Raw genomic sequence first — 18,366 nt, forward strand, 5'->3', positions numbered from 1 at the left:
CTGCGCAGCGGCTGAACCACGCCGGATTGGCGCCCAGCCGCGCCGACGGGGATAATCGGTCGGTGAACGATACCGATACCGCACCCTCTACCGCGCCCGAAGTGGCCCCGCTGCAGCTGCTGCATCTCGACGATCGCCTGGCGGTGGTCAACAAGCCTGCCGGGCTGATGGTCCACGACAGCAAGCTGGCCCGTGGCGAGGATGACTTCCTCGCCGACCGCCTGCGCGAGCAGCTCGGCAAGCCGATTTTCCTGGTGCACCGGCTCGACCGTGCCACCAGCGGCTGCCTGCTGCTGGCCTTCGACCGCGAGACTGCCAGCGCCTTGGGGAAATCCCTGATGGGCGGCGACGTGGCCAAGGATTACCTGGCGATCTGCCGGGGGTGGCCGGCCGAGGAGGCCTTCACCGTCGACCATGACCTGGACGGCGGCCCCGGCAAGCCGGTCAAGAAGCAGGCGATCACCCATTTCCAGCGGTTGGCCGTGGGCGAGATCGCGGTCCCGGTCGGCGAGTTCGAGACGTCACGCTATGCGTTGCTGCGCTGCCAGCCGCAGACCGGCCGATTCCGCCAGATCCGCCGCCACCTCAAGCACCTCTCGCACCATCTGATCGGCGACACCAGCCACGGTGATGGCCGGCACAACCGCAGCTTCCGCATGCAGGGCATCCACCGCATGCTGCTGCACGCCGAACGCCTGCGTTTCCCGCACCCGGACGGCACCGCGATGGATGTCAGTGCCCCGGTGGACGGTGAATTCGCCAAGGCGATGGGCCTGTTCGGTTGGGAAATGTAGCAACGATCCAAGCAAGTCTGGTTGACAGCATCGCCGTAATCAACTTCATTCACACGGATGCGCTGGGATCAATCGTCGCAATTACGGACGAGTCGGGACAGATCATCGAGCGGAGGTCGTACGAGCCATGCGGTCGGCAGTTGGAAACGGTTTCGCAGAATGGTCCTGGCTTTACAGGGCATGTGCAAGATTCCGAAACAGGGCTGAATTATATGCAGCAGCGCTACCAGGACCCGGAAACGGCAAGTTTTCTTTCGTTGGATCCTGTTACCGCACATTCTGGTGATGTCCGCCACTTCAATAGGTACAGCTACGCCTACAATAATCCGTACAAGTTCAATGACCCAGATGGAAGGTGTCCGGCCTGCATCGGAGCAGTCATTGGCGGCCGAATTGAGATAGGCATACAGCTTGCTACCAAGGGAACAGTGGACAACTGGACAGCAGTGGGAATCTCAACTGCGGTAGGCGCGGTTACGGGAGGCGTTGGAAGTTTGGTGGCAAAAGCAGCACTCAGTGGAACAATGACAACCACGGCAGCGGTCGCGAGCACTGCGGTTGTGGGGGGAGCAACATCCGGTACCGGGAAGGTGATTGAGGGACAGCTTACTGGCAAGCCTGCCAGTGCAGCAGAAGTGGCCGTTGCTGCTACAGCGGGTGCCCTGGGAAGTGGAGCCGGTGCAAAAATTGGTCTCCAGGGTGCCGCAAAGTTGGAGTCGATGGCAGCCAGCAACGGGCTTGCCGGTCATGTAGGTCGTACAACCCAATCTGCTGTTCAGCAAGGTGGAAGGATTACGGAGGCCAGCACATCCGCTTCCCAGCAAGCCGCGCAAATTACTTCAGACAGCGCTGCCGCGTATGCGGAGAAGCGGATAAATAAATGAAAATAACCACTTTCGCGGACTCTTCCCTTTCGGGTTATATCTATTTCGCAACGCGAATGGGGCTGGTGTCCTTATTGCCGGCGCTTGTCTGCACTTTCACATCCGGGTTGTGGGTCGGCTTCAAAGTATTTCTTGTTTTTTCCATTGTCATACAGCTGGTTGGAGTTTGGATATTCAGGAGGAACCTTGCCAGCGCATTTCAACGGTGGCGCAAGTGTAGGCGTTAGGTAGAAGCGCTCTGAACTTCAGGTAGTGCCGGCCGCTGGCCGGCAGCCCTTCGCGGCGGCACCGCGCAGCCACGCATGGCGTGGCTCTACCTATGCGCGTCCACGGCAACCGTGGTCCTGCGCTTACTTGCCTTTGGCAGGCGCCGCCGGTGCCGGTTCTTCGTTGACGATGGCTTCCAGGTCCTTCTGCAGGTCCACGAACAGCGGCTGCATCTTGGTCTGGATGGCCACCATCACGTTCTGCATCAGCGCCGGGGTCTTGTCGAGCAGGCTCTGTCCGGCCGAGCTCTCGTAGAACTCGGCCATCGCCAGCACGTCTTCCTTGCTGAAGGACTTCTTGTACAAGTCCACGTACATCGGTCGCAGCTCCTTCCACGACAGTGCCTGGCGGAGGGTCTGGCTGGTGCGTTGTTCGATCCGCTGCAGCTGTTCCTGGCGCGCCGGATCGAGCTGGCGCTGCGCGGCAACCTGGGCGAACTGCTGGCGCTGCATCGCCTCGATCTGCGGCAGCATCGTGTCCAGCATGCTCTGCGCGCGCGAGGCGGCGAGCAGGCGATTGATATCGGCATCGGAAGGCGGCGCGGCCAGCGCCGGGGTGATCACGGCCAGGCCCAGCGCCAGGGCCAGGCCGAAGCGGGTCAGGCCACGTCGGGCCAGCGGGGGGATCGAAAGCATGTGCGGGGCATCCTGCGTTGCATGGAACCCCGAGAATACCCGCGAAGTTGTCATCGGGTCGTAATTTGCAGACGTTGCCTGCTCATCGGGGCATGTTCCGCCCACCGCAGTGCCCGGTCCTGCCTTTACAATGCCGCCCATGGGAAATGGGCCTGTCACCATCAGCGCACACCTGGCGATTCCGGATACGGAGATCGTCGAGCGGTTCGTGCGCGCCAGTGGCGCCGGCGGCCAGAACGTCAACAAGGTCTCCACCGCGGTGGAGCTGCGTTTCGACGTGGCCGGCTCGCCTTCGTTGCCCGAGCCGTTGCGTACCCGTCTGCTGGCGCGTCGCGACCGGCGCATGACCGGCGAAGGCGTGCTGGTCATCGATGCCCAGCGTTTCCGTACCCAGGACCGTAACCGCGAGGACGCGCGCGATCGCCTGGCCGCCTTCATCCAGGCGGGGCTGAGCGTGCCCAAGGCGCGCGTGGCCACCAAGCCGACCTACGGGTCGAAACTGCGTCGTCTGGACGCCAAAAAGGGCCGCGCGCAGATCAAGCGCGGGCGCACCACACGCAATTGGGAGTGATTGCTTGAACAACCGAAGTCCGCTGTTGCCGAACATCCCGCCCAGGATGCCGCAGGTCAAACCCAACCGCTTCATCCGCTGGCTGGCCCGCTGCACGTTGCGGCTGGGTGGCTGGCGCGTGGTGGGCACGCTGCCGGATGAGCCGAAGGTGGTCTTCATCATCGCCCCGCATTCATCCAACTGGGATGGCTTCTGGGGCATGGCAGCGAAGATCGCGCTGGGCATGCAGGTGAAGGTGTTGGGCAAGGCCTCGCTGTTCTGGTGGCCGCTGGGCCCGCTGCTGCGCAAGCTGGGCGTGATCCCGCTTGACCGCAGCTCGCCGCAGGGCACGGTCGAGCAGGCGGTGCGCTTGATCCGTGAGTCCGACCAGATGTGGTATGCCATCACGCCGGAGGGCACCCGCAAGGCGGTGCAGAGCTGGAAGGCCGGCTTCCTGAAGATCGCGCGCATGGCCGACGTGCCGGTGCTTGCAGCGTACTTCCACTACCCGGACAAGGTGATCGGGATCGGCCCGCTGTTCCATCCCAGCGGCGACGATGCGGCCGACATGGCCGCCATCCGTGCGTACTACCGGCCCTGGCAGGGCAAGAACCGCGGCACCGTCTGAGTCCCGCACAGCCAGGCGCCACGTCCGGCACATGCCCGTGGCGGGTAATGGGAGTAGGGTGATCGGCTGCGGTTTTTCGCCGCATCACCTCATTCCAAGGAGCCCGTTTCATGTCGCGTACCGTAGTTTTGGCCGCTGCCATCAGCCTGGCGCTGGCGGCTTGTTCCGGCAAGGAGTCCACCCCCGTGTCCGACACCCAGACGCCCGCCGCCACGCAGCCGGCCGATGCCTCCACCAACCCCCTGTTGAGCGCCAGCACGCTGCCGTTCCAGGCCCCGCCGTTCGACAAGATCAAGGACAGTGACTACCTGCCGGCCTTCAATGAAGGCATGAAGCAGCACCTGGCCGAAGTCCGCAAGATCGCCGACAACCCCGAGCCGGCCACCTTCGACAACACCATCGAAGCGCTGGAGCGCAGCGGCGAGACCCTGACCCGCGTATCGCGCATCTTCTTCGGCCTGGTCCAGGCCGACACCAACGATGCGCGTCAGAAGATCCAGGAAGAAGTGGCGCCGAAGCTGGCCGAGCACCAGGACGAGATCAACCTCGACCCGAAGCTGTTCGCCCGCATCAAGAGCCTGTACGACCAGCGCGCCTCGCTGGGCCTGGACCCGGTGCAGACGCGCCTGGTCGAGCGTGATTACCAGGAGTTCGTGCGCGCCGGCGCGCAGTTGAACGATGCCGACAAGGCGTCGCTGCGCAAGCTCAACGTGGAAGAAACCACGCTGGCCACGCAGTTCCACACCCGCCTGGTGGCCGCCACGGCCGCCGGTGCGGTCGTGGTGGACGACAAGGCCAAGCTGGCCGGCCTGGACGAGGATGCGATCAACACCGCCGCCGCCGATGCCAAGGAGCGCAAGCTTGATGGCAAGTTCCTGCTGCCGCTGCAGAACACCACCCAGCAGCCGGTGCTCGGTTCGCTGAGCGACCGCGAACAGCGCGCTGCCGTGCTCAAGGCCTCGGAAACCCGTGCTGAAAAGGGCGATGCCAACGACACCCGGGAGACCGTGCAGCGCCTGGCTCAGCTGCGTGCGCAGAAGGCCAAGCTGCTCGGCTTCGACAACTACGCCGCCTACAGCCTGGCCGACCAGATGGCCAAGACCCCGGCCGCCGCGCTCAAGCTGCTGACCGACACCGTGCCGGCGGCCACCGCCAAGGCGCGTGGCGAGATCGGTGAAATGCAGAAGGTGATCGACGCGCAGAAGGGCGGCTTCAAGCTGGCTGCATCCGACTGGGACTTCTACGCCGAGCAGGTGCGCAAGGCCCAGTACGACCTGGACGAAGCCCAGATCAAGCCGTACTTCGAGATGGACAACGTGCTGCAGAACGGCGTCTTCTACGCCGCCACCCAGCTGTACGGGATCACCTTCAAGCCGCGTACCGACATCCCGACCTACCACGCGGACATGAAGGTCTACGAAGTGTTCGACAAGGACGGCACCTCGCTGGCCCTGTTCTACACCGACTACTTCAAGCGTGACAGCAAGTCCGGTGGCGCCTGGATGGACGTGTTCGTCGAACAGGATGGCCTGACCGGTGCCAAGCCGGTGGTCTACAACGTGTGCAACTTCACCAAGCCCGCCGCTGGCCAGCCGGCCCTGCTCAGCTTCGATGACGTCACCACCATGTTCCACGAGTTCGGCCACGCGCTGCATGGCATGTTCTCCAAGGTGAAGTACCCGTCCATCGCCGGCACCAGCACCTCGCGCGACTTCGTGGAGTTCCCCTCGCAGTTCAACGAGCATTGGGCGCTGGACCCGAAGGTGTTCGCCAACTACGCCAAGAACTACAAGACCGGCGAGCCGATGCCGCAGGCGCTGGTGGACAAGATCCTCAAGGCACGCACCTTCAACCAGGGCTACGCGACCACCGAGTACCTGTCCGCGGCGCTGCTCGATCTGGCCTGGCACACCCAGCCGGCCGACGCCAAGCTGCAGGACGTGGCCACTTTCGAAGCGGCCGCGCTGAAGAAGTTCAAGGTCGACCTGCCGCAGGTGCCGCCGCGTTACCGCACCACCTACTTCGACCACATCTGGGGCGGTGGCTATTCGGCCGGGTACTACGCCTACTTCTGGGCCGAAGTGCTCGACCATGATGCCTTCGAGTGGTTCAAGGAAAACGGCGGCCTGACCCCGGAGAACGGCCAGGTGTTCCGCGACAAGATCCTCTCGCGCGGCAACAGCGTGGAGCTGGCCGACCTGTACCGCGAATTCCGCGGCAAGGATCCGTCGGTGGAACCGCTGCTGGTCAACCGCGGTTTGAAGTAACCCGGGTCTTCGGGTGGATGCCGACCGTTGGTCGGCACACCTCCTGAAAAACGAACGGCAGGGGAAACCCTGCCGTTTTTGCATCCGTAGTTCCGATGGCCTCGCACGCGTGCCGTCACGTCCCCACGTGCACCCCGTCCACGATCTCGCTGCAGCCCAGGTGATCCAGTGCGATCTCCAGCGCATGCATGTAACTCTGCGCGCAGTACCCATGCGCCACGCCGATGCGCTGGCCGACATTGGCCGGCAGGCAGGCTTCCGGCGCGCGGCTGTCATCGTCGTGCACTTCCACGTAGGCATTGCGCAGGTGCGGCAGCAGCCGTTGCAGGCGCGGGCTGTCCACGCATGCACCGGGATCGAGCAGGGTCACTTCGCCACGGCTGTGGTCGGCCACGCGCAAGGCATCCAGCAGTTCCTGCTCCGACCCGCAGGCGCGGATCGCCACCGTGGTGCCGGCATCGATGGCCCGGTGCACCAGCGATTTCAACACCGGCGGCGGCAGCGGTTGCGCGGTACGGATCAGCTGGCCGCTGGCTTCCGGGCCACGGATGATGAAGATCGACATGGCTCAGGCCCTCCCCGCCACCGGCTGCAGCCGATGCGCGGCGATCGCCAGCGACAGCCGGCAGGCATCGGCGTGGCCGCTGCTGCACACCACCCGCGCGGCCGGTGCATGCTGCGGGTGCAGGTGCTCGTCCAGGGCATCGTCGTCATTGCTGGCCATCTCGATGTAGGGCGCCGGCAGTGCCTCCAGCGCCGTGCGCAGCGCCTGCCCATAGCGGGCCCACTGCGGCGCGTCCACCGTACTGGTGGCGATCAACACCAGCGCCGGGCGGCTGCGCTGGGCGCGCTGCAGGCAACGCACCAGCGCCGGCAGCGAGTCGCAGTCGCGGCACGCCACGCGGTGCCCGGCGACCCGGGCAGGCAGCGGCGTGGCATCCGGTGCGGCGCCAGGCGGCGTGTGCCGGATCATCAGGATGGTCATGGAACACCTCGTTGAAGCGCCCTGCGGCGCGGTGTGGCCACGATGCGACCGGCGCCCGTAAAACCGCCATGCCAGCGCCGCCCGCACGGCGTAAACAATGCGTAGCTTCTGTACGTGCGGGCGGGAACTTGCCCGGTGCTGCCGCAGTCCCATCCACCACCCTTTGCCCGGAGACGCTCCATGGATGCCAGCCCCGCCGCCCCCAACCGCGTGCTGCTCTGGTTGAAGAAGGAGGCTGTGCCGCTGTTGATCATGCTTGGCCTGCTGGCCGCCGCACGCGACAGCCTGGCCAACCACTACCAGGTGCCCAGCGGCTCGATGCAGTACACCCTGATGCCCGGTGACCGGGTGGTGGTGGACATGCGCGCCTATGGCCTGCGCCTGCCGTTCACCGCGGTGGAGCTGCTGCACACCGGCCAGCCGCAGCGCGGCGATGTGGCGGTGTTCGACTCCCCCGTGGACGGCATCCGCCTGATCAAGCGCATCGCCGCGGTAGGCGGTGACCGGGTGGAACTGCACGATGGCCACCTCAGCATCAACGGCCAGCCCCTGGCCGAGGCCAACGCGGGCGAGATCGAAGATTTCGGTCAGCACCTGGCCCGGCTCGATCTGGGCCAGGGCGGCGGCCCGGACATCGCCGGCCTGACCGTGCCGGCCGGCAAGGTGTTGATGCTGGGCGATCATCGCGGCAACAGTGCCGATGGCCGCTTCTTCGGCCTGGTCGATGCCCACGCGCTGTATGGCAAGGCGTCGCACGTCTACTACCGGCGTGGCGACGGCTTCACCTGGCAGGCGCTTTGAGGCACCACGGCACAAAGCTGGATTGATACCTTGAACATATCAATCCAGACATTACAGGTTATGGATCGACCCGTGAGCGCTGCCTATGCTGGGCCCTGTCCTTTGGCTCCCGCCCGGTTGCACGGGCCTTTCCGGCATGAACGGCGACACCGCAGCAGTCCCTGAGCGCAGCTCGATCGATCCGCCTTGCGATGCGGGTGCGCCCGTTGCGCCGTACATCCAGCAGGGCACCCCTGCCTTCCGGCGCACGTCGGTGGCGCTGTTCCTGGCCGGTTTCTCCACTTTCGGCCTGCTGTACTGCGTGCAGCCCCTGTTGCCGGAGTTCGCGCAGCACTTCGGGGTGTCGGCGGCCAACAGTGCGCTGGCGCTGTCGGTCACCACCGGGGTGCTGGCAGTAACCATGCTGCTGGCCGGTTTCATTTCCGATGCGCTGGGCCGGCGCCCGGTGATGATTGCCTCGCTGCTCGGCTCGGCCGTGCTGAGCGTGGCCTCGGCCCTGGTCGATGACTGGACCACGCTGCTGGTGCTGCGCACCCTGCTCGGCATCACCCTGAGCGGGGTGCCGGCGGTGGCGATGACCTACCTGGTCGAGGAAATGGACAGCCGCGCGCTGGGCCTGGCGATGGGGCTGTACATCGGCGGCAATGCGGTGGGTGGCATGAGCGGGCGGCTGATCGCCGGCATCGTGGCCGACCACTGGGGCTGGCGTGCCGGCATCGGCGTGGTCGGGGTGATCGCCCTGCTTGGCGCGGTGCTGCTGTGGACCCAGCTGCCACCGTCGCGGCACTTCCTGCGCCGCCGCGGCAACCTGCTGCACATGCCCGCGCGCTTTGCCACGCTGTTCCGCGACAACGGCCTGCCGTGGCTGTTCGTGATCGGCTTCGTGCTGCTTGGGGTATTTGTCACCCTCTACAACTACCTCGGCTTCCATCTGCTGGCACCGCCCTACAGCCTGAGCCAGACCGTGGTCGGGCTGATCTTCACCCTGTACCTGGTGGGCAGCATCAGCTCGGCGTGGATGGGCCAGCTGGCCACGCGGCTGGGCCGGGGGCGGGTGCTGCTGCTGGCGTTCGGGCTGATCCTGGCCGGTATCGCGTTGCTGGCCTTGCCGTGGGTGGCGGCGATGATCGCCGGTATCGCGCTGGTCACCTTCGGCTTCTTCGGTGGGCACTCGGTGGCCAGCAGCTGGGTCGGCACGCTGGGCGGGGCGATGCGCGCCGAAGCGGCGGCGTTGTACCTGTTCGGCTACTACCTGGGCTCCAGCCTGGCCGGTGCGCTGGGCGGGGTGTTCTACACCCGCTGGGACTGGCCGGGGGTGTGCCTGTTCGCGGCAGTGCTGACCCTGGCCGGCGCGGCGATCGCCTGGCGGCTGGGCCGCAGCGTCGGCGAGACGGGTGCGGCGCTCGCGCTCAGCCGCTGAGCCCGCCCTGCAGCAGCCGGGTGAACTGGGCGATCAGCGGCGACATCGGCCCGCGCCGGCAGGCCACGTGCACTTCCGAACTGGCGGCACGGTCGCTGAGCGCGACGAAGCGCGCGCCGTCCACCTGGATATGGCTGCACGACGAGGGCAGCACCGTCACCCCCAGCCCGGAGGCGGCCAGGCTGATCAGGGTCGAGGCTTCGCCGGCCTCCTGCACGATGCGCGGGGTGAAACCCGCGCTGCGGCACAGCGCGATGACATGGTCGTGGATGCCCGCGCCTACTTCGCGCAGGAAGCCGACGAAGGGCTCATGCGCGAACGTGCGCAATGCCACCGGCGCATCGTGGGCCAGCCCGTGCAGCAGCGGATGCTGGTCGTGCACCACCAGCGCCAATGGATCACTGAACAGCTTGCGCGACATCAACGGTGCGGGCAGGGCGCGTTTGCGGATCAAGCCGACGTCGAGTTCGCCGGCCATCAACGCATCGATCTGCTGCAGCGTGTTCATCTCACGCAGCTTCAACTGCACCTGCGGGAACTGCTGGCGGTAAGCAAAGATCGCACGCGGAATCTGCGTGGACAGCGGCGTGGCACGGGTCAGCCCGATGCGCAGCTCGCCGGTTTCACCGCGCTGCGCGCGCTGGGTGAGGTCGACCGCCTTGTCCATGCGCTCCAGTACCGCACTGGCCTGCTCACGCAGCACACGCCCGGCTTCGGTCAACTCCACGCGGCGATTGCTGCGCAGGAACAGACGCGCGCCCAGCAACGTTTCCAACTGACGGATCTGCTGGCTGAGCGGCGGCTGCGACATCCCCAGGCGCTCGGCCGCGCGGCCGAAGTGCAGCGTGTCGGCCACGGCGAGGAAGTAGCGGAGGTGGCGCAGTTCGATCGACATGGCAGACGCCTTCAACGCTCCGAATGACCACTTTCATCATAGCTGCGCGGACTGAACAGGTCCGGCTGGATCAGCTCGATGAAGGCGCGCGCCTGCGCGGACAGGAAGCGCCCGCGGCGCACGATCACCCCGTAGCTGCGTTCGGGAAACCACGCACTCATCGAGCGCGTCACCAGCTTGCCGCGGTCGGCATCGTTGAGGCACAGCGCCGGCACGATCGAGATGCCCATGCCCATCGCCACGTACTGCTTGATCACCTCCCAGCCGCCCACTTCCAGGGCCACGGTGTAGGGCAGGCGATGGCGCTGGAACACCTGGTCGACCAGGCGGTAAGTGATCTGGCGCTTGGGCGGCAGCACCAGCGGGTACTGCGAGATCGCCTCCAGGCTCAGCTCGCCACGCAGCAAAGGATGATCCTGCGGCGCGATCAGCACCTGCTCGAAGCGGTAGGCCGGGGCGTAGCTGAGATCGGCCGGCACGTCGGTCATCGAGCCTACCGCCAGGTCGGCCGCGTCGCTGCGCAGCAGGTCGGTGCCGTCGGCGCTGATCGCGTTGTGCAGGGTCAGGCGCACATCCGGATGGCGCTGGCGGAAACGCTCCACGATGCGCGGCAGCAGGTACAGGATGGTGGAGCTGTTGGCGGCGATGTTGAGCTCGCCCGCGTCCAGCCCTTTGACCTTGTCGCGGAAGCTGGCCTCCAGCCCGTCCAGGCTCTCCACCAATGGCAGCGCCATGTCGTACAGCAGCTGGCCCTCGCGGCTGGGTACCAGGCGACGCCCGCTGCGCTCGAACAGGCTCACCCCCACTTCGCGTTCCAGCGCCTGCAGCTGCTGGCTGATCGCCGGTTGGCTGACGAAAAGTGCCTCAGCGGCCCGTGAGACTGACCCCAGGCGCACGGTCTGGCAGAACGCCCGCAGCGGCTTGAGCCGGTCGGATTTGTAGGAAAACCGGGGGCTTGGGGTGCGGGATGTGGGCATGGCGTCATGAGTATAAGCACAACTTATGTAGTGCATTGCAATAACTGTTTTGCCAAATACCACACCCCGGCGCACGGTACAGGCCTACCGCAACGCAGGAGCCCGCCATGTCCGCCGTCGCTTACGCCACCGCCCAGCCGACCCCCGCCGATGCCCCGGCCACCCCGGGAATCACCGTGACCACCCAGCTCGCCGGCCAGTCCGCGCTGCTGCCGGCCGGGGTACTGGCGCTGCTGGTGTCGCTGCATCGCGCGGTGGAGCCGGAGCGCCAGCGTCGCCTGCTGGCCCGCCAGGCCCGCCAGGCGTTCTTTGACGGCGGTGGCCTGCCGGACTTCCGTACCGACACCGCGCAGATCCGTGCCGACGACTGGACCGTGGCCGCGCTGCCCGACGCGCTGCAGGACCGCCGCGTGGAGATCACCGGCCCGACCGACCCGAAGATGGTGATCAACGCGCTGAACTCCGGGGCCAAGGTGTTCATGGCCGACTTCGAGGATTCCACCGCCCCGGCCTGGCGCAACCTGCTGGCCGGCCAGCAGGCGCTGATCGGCGCGGTGCGCGGCGACCTCACCCACACCGCGCCCAACGGCAAGCAATACGCGCTGCGCCCGCTCAACGAACAGGCGGTGCTGATCGTGCGCCCGCGCGGCTGGCACCTGGACGAGAAGCACGTGCGCATCGATGGTCAGCCCATCGCCGGCGGCCTGTTCGATGCGGCGGTGTTCGCCTACCACAACGCCCGAACCCTGATGTGCCGCCAGCGCGGCCCGTACTTCTACCTGCCCAAGCTGCAGTCGATGGAAGAGGCCGCGCTGTGGGAGACCGCGCTGTCGCACATCGAAGGCATGCTTGATCTGCCGCACGGGCAGATCAAGGTCACGGTGCTGATCGAGACGCTGCCGGCGGTGTTCGAGATGGACGAGATCCTGCACGCCCTGCGCGACCGCATCGTCGGCCTCAACTGCGGGCGCTGGGACTATATTTTTTCCTACATCAAGACCTTCCGTCGCCACGCCGACAAGGTGCTGCCCGAGCGCGGCCAGGTGACCATGACCCAGCCGTTTCTGAAGGCCTATTCGGAACTGCTGATCAAGACCTGCCACCGCCGCGGTGCGCACGCGATGGGCGGCATGGCGGCACAGATTCCGATCAACCACGATGCCGCCGCCAACGAACAGGCCATGGCGCGGGTGCGCGCGGACAAACTGCGCGAGGTGACCGCCGGCCACGATGGCACCTGGGTGGCCCATCCGGCACTGATTCCGGTGGCGCAGGCGATCTTCGACGAACACATGCCCGGCCCGAACCAGCACGCGGTGCTGCGCCGTGACGTGCAGGTGGGCCGTGATGCGCTGATCGCCGCGCCCACCGGCAGCATCACCCGCGCCGGGTTCGAGGGCAACGTGGAAGTCTGCGTGCGCTACCTGGCCGCCTGGCTGGACGGCAACGGCTGCGTGCCGATCCATCACCTGATGGAAGACGCGGCCACCGCCGAAATCAGCCGCAGCCAGCTGTGGCAGTGGTTGCACGTGCCCGGCCAGCACCTCGACGACGGCACCGCCATCGATCTGGCCCTGCTCGACGCCACCCTGGCCCAGCTGCCGGCACGGCTGGGCGAGCGCAGCGCGCTGCCCGGCGGTGGCCGGATCGACGAGGCGATCGGCCTGCTGGCCGAGCTGAGCCGCCGCGATGAACTCACCGACTTCCTGACCCTGCCCGCCTACGCCCGTCTCGACTGACCTGTACCACCCGCCTTCCGCACCGCCTTACCCATTCAACGTATTCCCCCCTGGAGAAACGCCATGAGCAAGCTGCCGACCGCCGAACAGATCCAGCACGAATGGAACACCGACCCGCGTTGGGCCGGGATCCAGCGCAACTACACCGCCGCCGACGTGGTGCGCCTGCGCGGCACCGTGCACGTGGAGCATTCGTTGGCCCGGCTGGGCGCGGAGAAGTTGTGGGGCTACCTGCAGGAAAAGGAGTTCGTCAACGCGCTCGGCGCGCTGACCGGCAACCAGGCCATGCAGCAGGTCAAGGCCGGCTTGAACGCGATCTACCTGTCCGGTTGGCAGGTGGCGGCCGATGCCAATCTGGCCGGTCAGATGTACCCGGACCAGTCGCTGTACCCGGCCGACTCGGTGCCGGCCGTGGTCAAGCGCATCAACAACACCCTGCTGCGCGCCGACCAGCTGCACCATGCCGAAGGCAAGGATGACATCGACTTCCTGCAGCCGATCGTGGCCGATGCCGAGGCCGGGTTCGGCGGCGTGCTCAACGCCTTTGAACTGATGAAGGCGATGATCGAAGCCGGTGCGGCCGGCGTCCACTTCGAAGACCAGCTGGCCTCGGTGAAGAAGTGTGGGCACATGGGCGGCAAGGTGCTGGTGCCAACCCGCGAGGCGATCGAGAAGCTCAACGCCGCGCGCCTGGCCGCGGACGTGATGGGCGTGCCGACCCTGCTGGTGGCGCGCACCGACGCCGAGGCGGCCGACCTGCTGACCAGCGACATCGACGCCAACGACCAGCCCTTCGCCACCGGCGAGCGCACCGTGGAAGGGTTCTACAAGACCCGCAACGGCCTGGACCAGGCGATCAGCCGCGGCCTGGCCTACGCGCCCTATGCCGACCTGATCTGGTGTGAAACCGGCAAGCCGGACCTGGAGTTCGCGCGCCAGTTCGCCGAAGCCATCCATGCCCGGTTCCCGGGCAAGCTGCTGGCCTACAACTGCTCGCCCAGCTTCAACTGGAAGAAGAACCTGGACGACGCCACCATCGCCACCTTCCAGAAGGAAATCGCCAAGTACGGCTACAAGTTCCAGTTCATCACCCTGGCCGGCTTCCACGCCCTGAACTACTCCATGTTCAACCTGGCCCACGGCTATGCACGCCGCCAGATGAGCGCCTTCGTGGAACTGCAGGAAGCTGAATTCGCGGCCGCCGAGCGTGGCTTTACCGCGGTCAAGCACCAGCGCGAGGTCGGCACCGGCTACTTCGACGCGGTGACCCAGGCTATTCAGCAGGGCAAGTCCTCCACCACCGCGCTGACCGGTTCGACCGAGGAAGAGCAGTTCAACGCCGAACGCGCGGCCTGATCGCATCCCCGGGACGGCCCGGGAAGGGGGCGGCGGTCGGTCGGGGGACCGTCCGCCGCCACTTGGCCATGGCGTGAAGACCGCCCGGGCACGAAAAATCGACACCCATATCCAAAAATGGGATGAGGCGCACAGTTTTGATGGGTGCTATCCTCCGCAGCTCACCGGGGGAACGCTGGGAAGCGGGTGCACGGGATGACCGGCAAGGTTGCGGCAATGGTGTGCGAACAGGAGACAGGCATCGCACAGACGGCGATGGCTGAGATCGTGCATGCCGTCTTGAGTCCAGGTGAATTTGCCCTGTTCAGCGAGTTTGGTCAACAGCGGCATCTGCGCGGCGGCGACTTCCTGTTCCATCGCGGCCAGGGCGGCGAGACGATGTACGTGATCGTCAGCGGCGGCATCGAACTGGATTTCGGTGAAGACCTGGTGGTGAAGTCGCTGGGCCCCAACGAATTCTTCGGCGAACTCGGCCTGCTGATCGGCGACCATCCGCGTAGCGCCGACGCGCGCGCGGTAACGGACACCGTGGTGCTGGAGCTGGGCAATGCCGATTTCCAGCGCCTGGTCGACCGCGACCCCGGCCTGGTGGCGTATTTCCTGCGCCGCACGATCATGCGCGTGGTCAGCAACGAACAGGTCCTGATCCGCCAGCTGCGCCGGCGCAACCACGACCTGGAAACCGCGCTGGACAATCTGTACATCACCACCCACCAGCTCACCCACACCCGTGAGCTGGTACGCACCGACGAGCTGACCGGCCTGCACAACCGCCGCGGCCTGGCGCTGTACCTGCAGGAATGCCGCGTGCATGAAGACGGCCCGCCGCAGGGCCTGCTGCTGATCGACTGCGACCGCTTCAAGCAGGTCAACGACGAGCACGGCCACCAGGCCGGCGACCGGGTGCTGCAGAGCGTGGCCAACATCCTGCGTTCGGTGGCCACCGAACTGGACATGGCCTGCCGGCTGGGCGGCGACGAGTTCTGCCTGCTGCTGCGCGCCGCCGACAACGACACCCTGCAGCACGCCGCCGAGTTCATCCTCAGCGCGGTGCACGGCCTGATGGGCCGCGCGCATGGCGTGCCACACGTGTGCCCGGTCAGCATCGGGCTGTCGCTGCTGGACGGCCATACCGACTGGAGTGAGTGGTACGCTCGCGCCGACAATGCGCTGTACCAGGCCAAGCGCCTGGGGGGAAACCGGCTGCACTGGTCGCGTGCCGCGACCGCCGCGTCCTGATCGGGGATTGACTGCATGAACGGCGACAACGGAACGTCGACCCAGGCCCCGCAGATGCGGGCATTGTTGTTCACCGACCTGTGCGATTCGTTGATGCTGGTGGAGCGGATAGGCGACGCTGCCGCAGCGGAACTCTTCCAGCAGCATGACCGCCTGGTACTGACGTTGCAGCAGCAGTGGAACGGGCATCAGATCGATCGTTCCGACGGGCTGTTCCTGTTGTTTGAGCGGGTGGTTGACGCCCTCGGGTTCGCATTGGATTACCAGGAGCAACTCCTGCAGCTGGGCCAGAGGCTGCGCGTTCCGCTGCGTGCGCGTGCCGGTCTGCACGTGGGTGAAGTCATCCTGTGGAACAACAGCGCCGAGGCGGTGGCACACGGTGCCAAGCCGATCGAAGTGGAGGGCCTTGCCAAGCCGATGGCTGCCCGCTTGATGCAGTTGGCGCGGCCCGGGCAGATCCTGTTGTCGGCGTTGGCCGAATCCGTGGCCCGTCGCAGCAGCGGGGAACTCGGAGAGCACGCCCGCAGACTGGTGTGGAAATCCCACGGCCGTTGGCGATTCAAGGGCATGCCCGATCCGCAGCAGGTGTATCAGGTGGCGGCACCGGAGTCGCCCACGATGCGGCGTCCGGCCAGCACCAAGAAGGCTTGGCTGGATCGCCCCTTGTGGCTGCGGCCGGGCGCGCTGCTTGCCGAGGCCACTGCATGTGTGATGGTCGCCCTCGTGTTGTGGACATTGCTTCGACCGGAGCCGGCGATTGCCTTCGCCGAGCGCGATTGGGTAGTGATCGGCGACATGCGCAATCTCACAGGCAATACCCTGCTCGATGATTCGTTGCAGCAGGCCCTGCGGATCAGCCTGGAGCAGTCGCGATACGTCAATGTCCTCAGCGATATGAAGGCGCGCGATGTCCTGCAGCTGATGCAGTTGCAGGGAGGTGCACGCCTGGATGCGCATGTTGCATCGGAAGTGGCGATGCGTACCGGTGCGCGCATGGTGCTGATGCCAACCGTGGCCGAAGTCGGTGGCCGCACGCGGGTCAGTGTGGAGGTAGTGGATCCACATTCCCAGCAGACCGTGGCCGTGGCCACGGCGGAAGCCGATGGAATGGGCTCGATGCTGGATTCGGTGGACAAAGTCACCGCCAGGCTGCGCCAACAGCTGGGTGAAGCAGCACCGCAGATGCGTGCCGATTCCAAGCCGCTGCCCTTGGTCACCACTTCGAGCCTGGATGCACTGCGGGCCTATGCACTGGGCCAGAATCTCTATGCGGCGGGCGACTACGACGGCGCACTGGCGATGTACGAGAAAGCCGTTCGCCTGGACGAAGGGTTTGCGCTCGCCTGGATGGGACAGGTACGTGCCCGTTTCACCAGCATGGATCGGGCCGGCGCCTTGGTGGCCCTGAAACGGGCGCAAGGGCTTTCGACGCGGCTGACGCCGCGCGAAGTCCTATACCTGGATGCCTGGTCGGCAAGCCTGACCGACCAGGGGCGCGCTGCCACTGCCTGGACACAGTTGGCTTCGCTTTATCCGGACTACTTCGCTGCCCAACACAATGCGGCGATGTGGTTGTACGTCGACAACCGCTTCAAGGAAGCGGTGCCACACGCGTTGAAGGCTTCCGACTCCCGCTTCGAACTCTCCAACATTGCTTACGACCAGTTGGGTCGCATTCTGCTGGCGATGGATGATCAGCCGGCCGCACGGCGGGCACTTGAAAAGGCGGTGTCCGGTGGACGCAGCGCGAGCCAGCGCTACCTGGCTGGCGTGGCGGCAAGTCAGCGTGATTACAGCCGCGCCGAAGTGCTTTTGGACAAGGTTCCGCTGAACAGATACGCCGATATCGAGCGCACATCCTTGGCTGCCGATCGCCGCCAATGGCAGCGTGCGGAGGCTTCGGCGCGTGCGGGCTTGCAGCGCATGGCGCTGGAGACGGGCTACGACCACCGTCTCTACATGCTGCCCTTGGCCACCGTGCAATGGGCTGCAGATAATCGCGATGCGGCTGCACAAAGCCTGCGCATCGTCATGGATGCAACGCTGTCACGTCTGGCCGATCCCACCAGTGCTGACACCAGCGATGATGCAATGGCGGCGCTGGGCGCGGCATTGCTGGCTTTGCGCATGCACGATGCGCCCGCTGCATCGCGAGCGCTTGCCGCCGTGCGGGCACGACCGGAACTGTCACGCGAAGCACCCTTGAATGAAATGAGCCACGTGGTGGAGGCCGAGCAGGCACGTCTGGCTGGCAATCCTGCTCGATCACTTCAGCTGCTCAAACCATTCCTGGGTACCCATGCGCGTTTCCAGACCCGCGTGGTGGCGATGAGGGCTTTCTTGGCATTGGGACAGCGTGAGAACGCCCTGATTCAGGCCCGCTTCCTGAGCCGCAGCCGTGGTCTGGCGTACTCGGAGTTGAACTGCGGCTACTGCATGCAACCACTGAACGTCATCGACAGCAACGCGGCTGGCCAGATCGTGGCTGAGCTGGCAGTGCCTGCCAGCGCAGTGGTCACCATTCCCGCATCGGCAAGGCCGGTTACGGGGATTTGAGGCTGTGACCGCCCTTGGGGTTTGCATCCAGTGCGGGCACGATCTGACCCAGGCCGGCGGTCAGCATGTTCTGGATTTCCTGCTGTGCCTCCTGGATGGCCTCCTTCGATGCAAGCTGCCCGACGCGGCAGCAGACCCGCATGGCCTCTGCGCGCTCGCTGGGTAGACCTGCCTGGATCAACGCCGCGACCGGGTCATTGCGGAACAGCTCGCGAAAGTCGTCGTTGTTGGAGAGCAGGCGGGTGAGTCCCAGGGCCAGGGCGGGTTCGAGCGGGGTGGAGGACATGGGTGTTTCCATTGGAGGAGGGGATGCTGGGCGATGATGAAGCGCGGACTAAGAGCCTACATCGACCGTTGTACGCCCGCCTTTAGC

17 protein-coding genes are annotated in these 18,366 nt (G+C 65.9%); 11 read left to right on the forward strand and 6 right to left on the reverse strand.

The features are described from left to right. The first annotated feature begins 62 nt into the window (after positions 1–62). On the forward strand, positions 63–794 hold the full coding sequence (locus AC3IPM_RS00980; protein ID WP_489302066.1) for a pseudouridine synthase: 732 nt from the start codon (positions 63–65) through the stop codon (positions 792–794). Next, positions 782–1,678: an RHS repeat domain-containing protein gene (locus tag AC3IPM_RS00985; protein ID WP_489302067.1), complete on the forward strand. Its 897-nt coding sequence runs from the start codon at positions 782–784 to the stop codon at positions 1,676–1,678. The genes AC3IPM_RS00980 and AC3IPM_RS00985 overlap by 13 nt, the downstream gene beginning before the upstream one ends. Positions 1,679–2,028: 350 nt before the next feature. On the opposite strand, the gene AC3IPM_RS00990 is transcribed toward AC3IPM_RS00985, so the two are convergent. Continuing rightward, positions 2,029–2,580 (reverse strand): DUF2059 domain-containing protein, encoded by a 552-nt coding sequence (locus AC3IPM_RS00990; RefSeq protein ID WP_489302068.1) that lies wholly within the window; start codon positions 2,578–2,580, stop codon positions 2,029–2,031. A gap of 139 nt (positions 2,581–2,719) precedes the next feature. On the opposite strand from AC3IPM_RS00990, the gene arfB reads away from it, so the two are divergent. The 3 genes from arfB (at position 2,720) to dcp (ending at position 6,025) form a co-directional block, all read left to right on the forward strand. Next, complete coding sequence (gene arfB, locus AC3IPM_RS00995) at positions 2,720–3,151, forward strand: alternative ribosome rescue aminoacyl-tRNA hydrolase ArfB (protein WP_489302069.1); 432 nt, start codon at positions 2,720–2,722, stop codon at positions 3,149–3,151. A 46-nt stretch (positions 3,152–3,197) separates the two neighbouring features. Next, complete coding sequence (locus tag AC3IPM_RS01000) at positions 3,198–3,758, forward strand: lysophospholipid acyltransferase family protein (RefSeq protein WP_489303986.1); 561 nt, start codon at positions 3,198–3,200, stop codon at positions 3,756–3,758. Positions 3,759–3,868: 110 nt separating this feature from the next. Further along, positions 3,869–6,025, forward strand: coding sequence for a peptidyl-dipeptidase Dcp (gene dcp, locus AC3IPM_RS01005; protein WP_489302070.1), 2,157 nt, complete (start codon positions 3,869–3,871; stop codon positions 6,023–6,025). A 115-nt stretch (positions 6,026–6,140) separates the two neighbouring features. Here dcp and AC3IPM_RS01010 read toward each other — a convergent pair whose 3' ends face one another. Continuing rightward, positions 6,141–6,590 carry a 3-dehydroquinate dehydratase gene (locus AC3IPM_RS01010; RefSeq protein WP_489302071.1) on the reverse strand — a complete coding sequence of 150 codons (450 nt, stop codon included), beginning with the start codon at positions 6,588–6,590 and terminating at the stop codon, positions 6,141–6,143. A 3-nt stretch (positions 6,591–6,593) separates the two neighbouring features. Then, positions 6,594–7,010, reverse strand: coding sequence for a hypothetical protein (locus tag AC3IPM_RS01015; RefSeq protein WP_489302072.1), 417 nt, complete (start codon positions 7,008–7,010; stop codon positions 6,594–6,596). A 180-nt stretch (positions 7,011–7,190) separates the two neighbouring features. Between AC3IPM_RS01015 and lepB the strand changes: the two genes are divergently transcribed. Beyond that, a complete protein-coding gene (gene lepB / locus AC3IPM_RS01020; RefSeq protein ID WP_489302073.1) occupies positions 7,191–7,811 on the forward strand; it encodes a signal peptidase I in 621 nt (206 codons plus the stop codon). Between the two features lie 136 nt (positions 7,812–7,947). Then, the gene (locus tag AC3IPM_RS01025; protein ID WP_489302074.1) at positions 7,948–9,231 is read left to right on the forward strand and encodes an MFS transporter; all 1,284 of its coding nucleotides are present in this window, start codon (positions 7,948–7,950) and stop codon (positions 9,229–9,231) included. Here the strand turns inward: AC3IPM_RS01025 and AC3IPM_RS01030 are convergent. After that, positions 9,221–10,126: a LysR family transcriptional regulator gene (locus AC3IPM_RS01030; RefSeq protein ID WP_489302075.1), complete on the reverse strand. Its 906-nt coding sequence runs from the start codon at positions 10,124–10,126 to the stop codon at positions 9,221–9,223. The two genes, AC3IPM_RS01025 and AC3IPM_RS01030, sit on opposite strands and share 11 nt — an antisense overlap. An 11-nt stretch (positions 10,127–10,137) precedes the next feature. Beyond that, positions 10,138–11,103, reverse strand: coding sequence for a LysR family transcriptional regulator (locus tag AC3IPM_RS01035; RefSeq protein ID WP_489302076.1), 966 nt, complete (start codon positions 11,101–11,103; stop codon positions 10,138–10,140). A 107-nt stretch (positions 11,104–11,210) separates the two neighbouring features. Between AC3IPM_RS01035 and aceB the strand changes: the two genes are divergently transcribed. The 4 genes from aceB (at position 11,211) to AC3IPM_RS01055 (ending at position 17,993) form a co-directional block, all read left to right on the forward strand. Further along, positions 11,211–12,842: a malate synthase A gene (gene aceB / locus AC3IPM_RS01040; protein WP_489302077.1), complete on the forward strand. Its 1,632-nt coding sequence runs from the start codon at positions 11,211–11,213 to the stop codon at positions 12,840–12,842. 63 nt (positions 12,843–12,905) lie between these two features. Then, positions 12,906–14,198, forward strand: coding sequence for an isocitrate lyase (aceA, locus tag AC3IPM_RS01045; protein WP_489302078.1), 1,293 nt, complete (start codon positions 12,906–12,908; stop codon positions 14,196–14,198). A gap of 195 nt (positions 14,199–14,393) precedes the next feature. After that, entirely contained in the window at positions 14,394–15,437 is a 1,044-nt protein-coding gene (locus AC3IPM_RS01050; protein WP_489302079.1) for a GGDEF domain-containing protein, read from the forward strand. Positions 15,438–15,452: 15 nt separating this feature from the next. Then, positions 15,453–17,993: a putative peptide modification system cyclase gene (locus AC3IPM_RS01055; protein ID WP_489302080.1), complete on the forward strand. Its 2,541-nt coding sequence runs from the start codon at positions 15,453–15,455 to the stop codon at positions 17,991–17,993. On the opposite strand, the gene AC3IPM_RS01060 is transcribed toward AC3IPM_RS01055, so the two are convergent. Then, positions 17,980–18,279, reverse strand: a complete 300-nt coding sequence (locus AC3IPM_RS01060) for an NHLP-related RiPP peptide (RefSeq protein WP_489302081.1) — start codon at positions 18,277–18,279, stop codon at positions 17,980–17,982. The genes AC3IPM_RS01055 and AC3IPM_RS01060 overlap by 14 nt on opposite strands. Between the last annotated feature and the right edge of the window lie 87 nt (positions 18,280–18,366).

The sequence above is a fragment of the Stenotrophomonas sp. GL_111 genome, assembly GCF_057835245.1.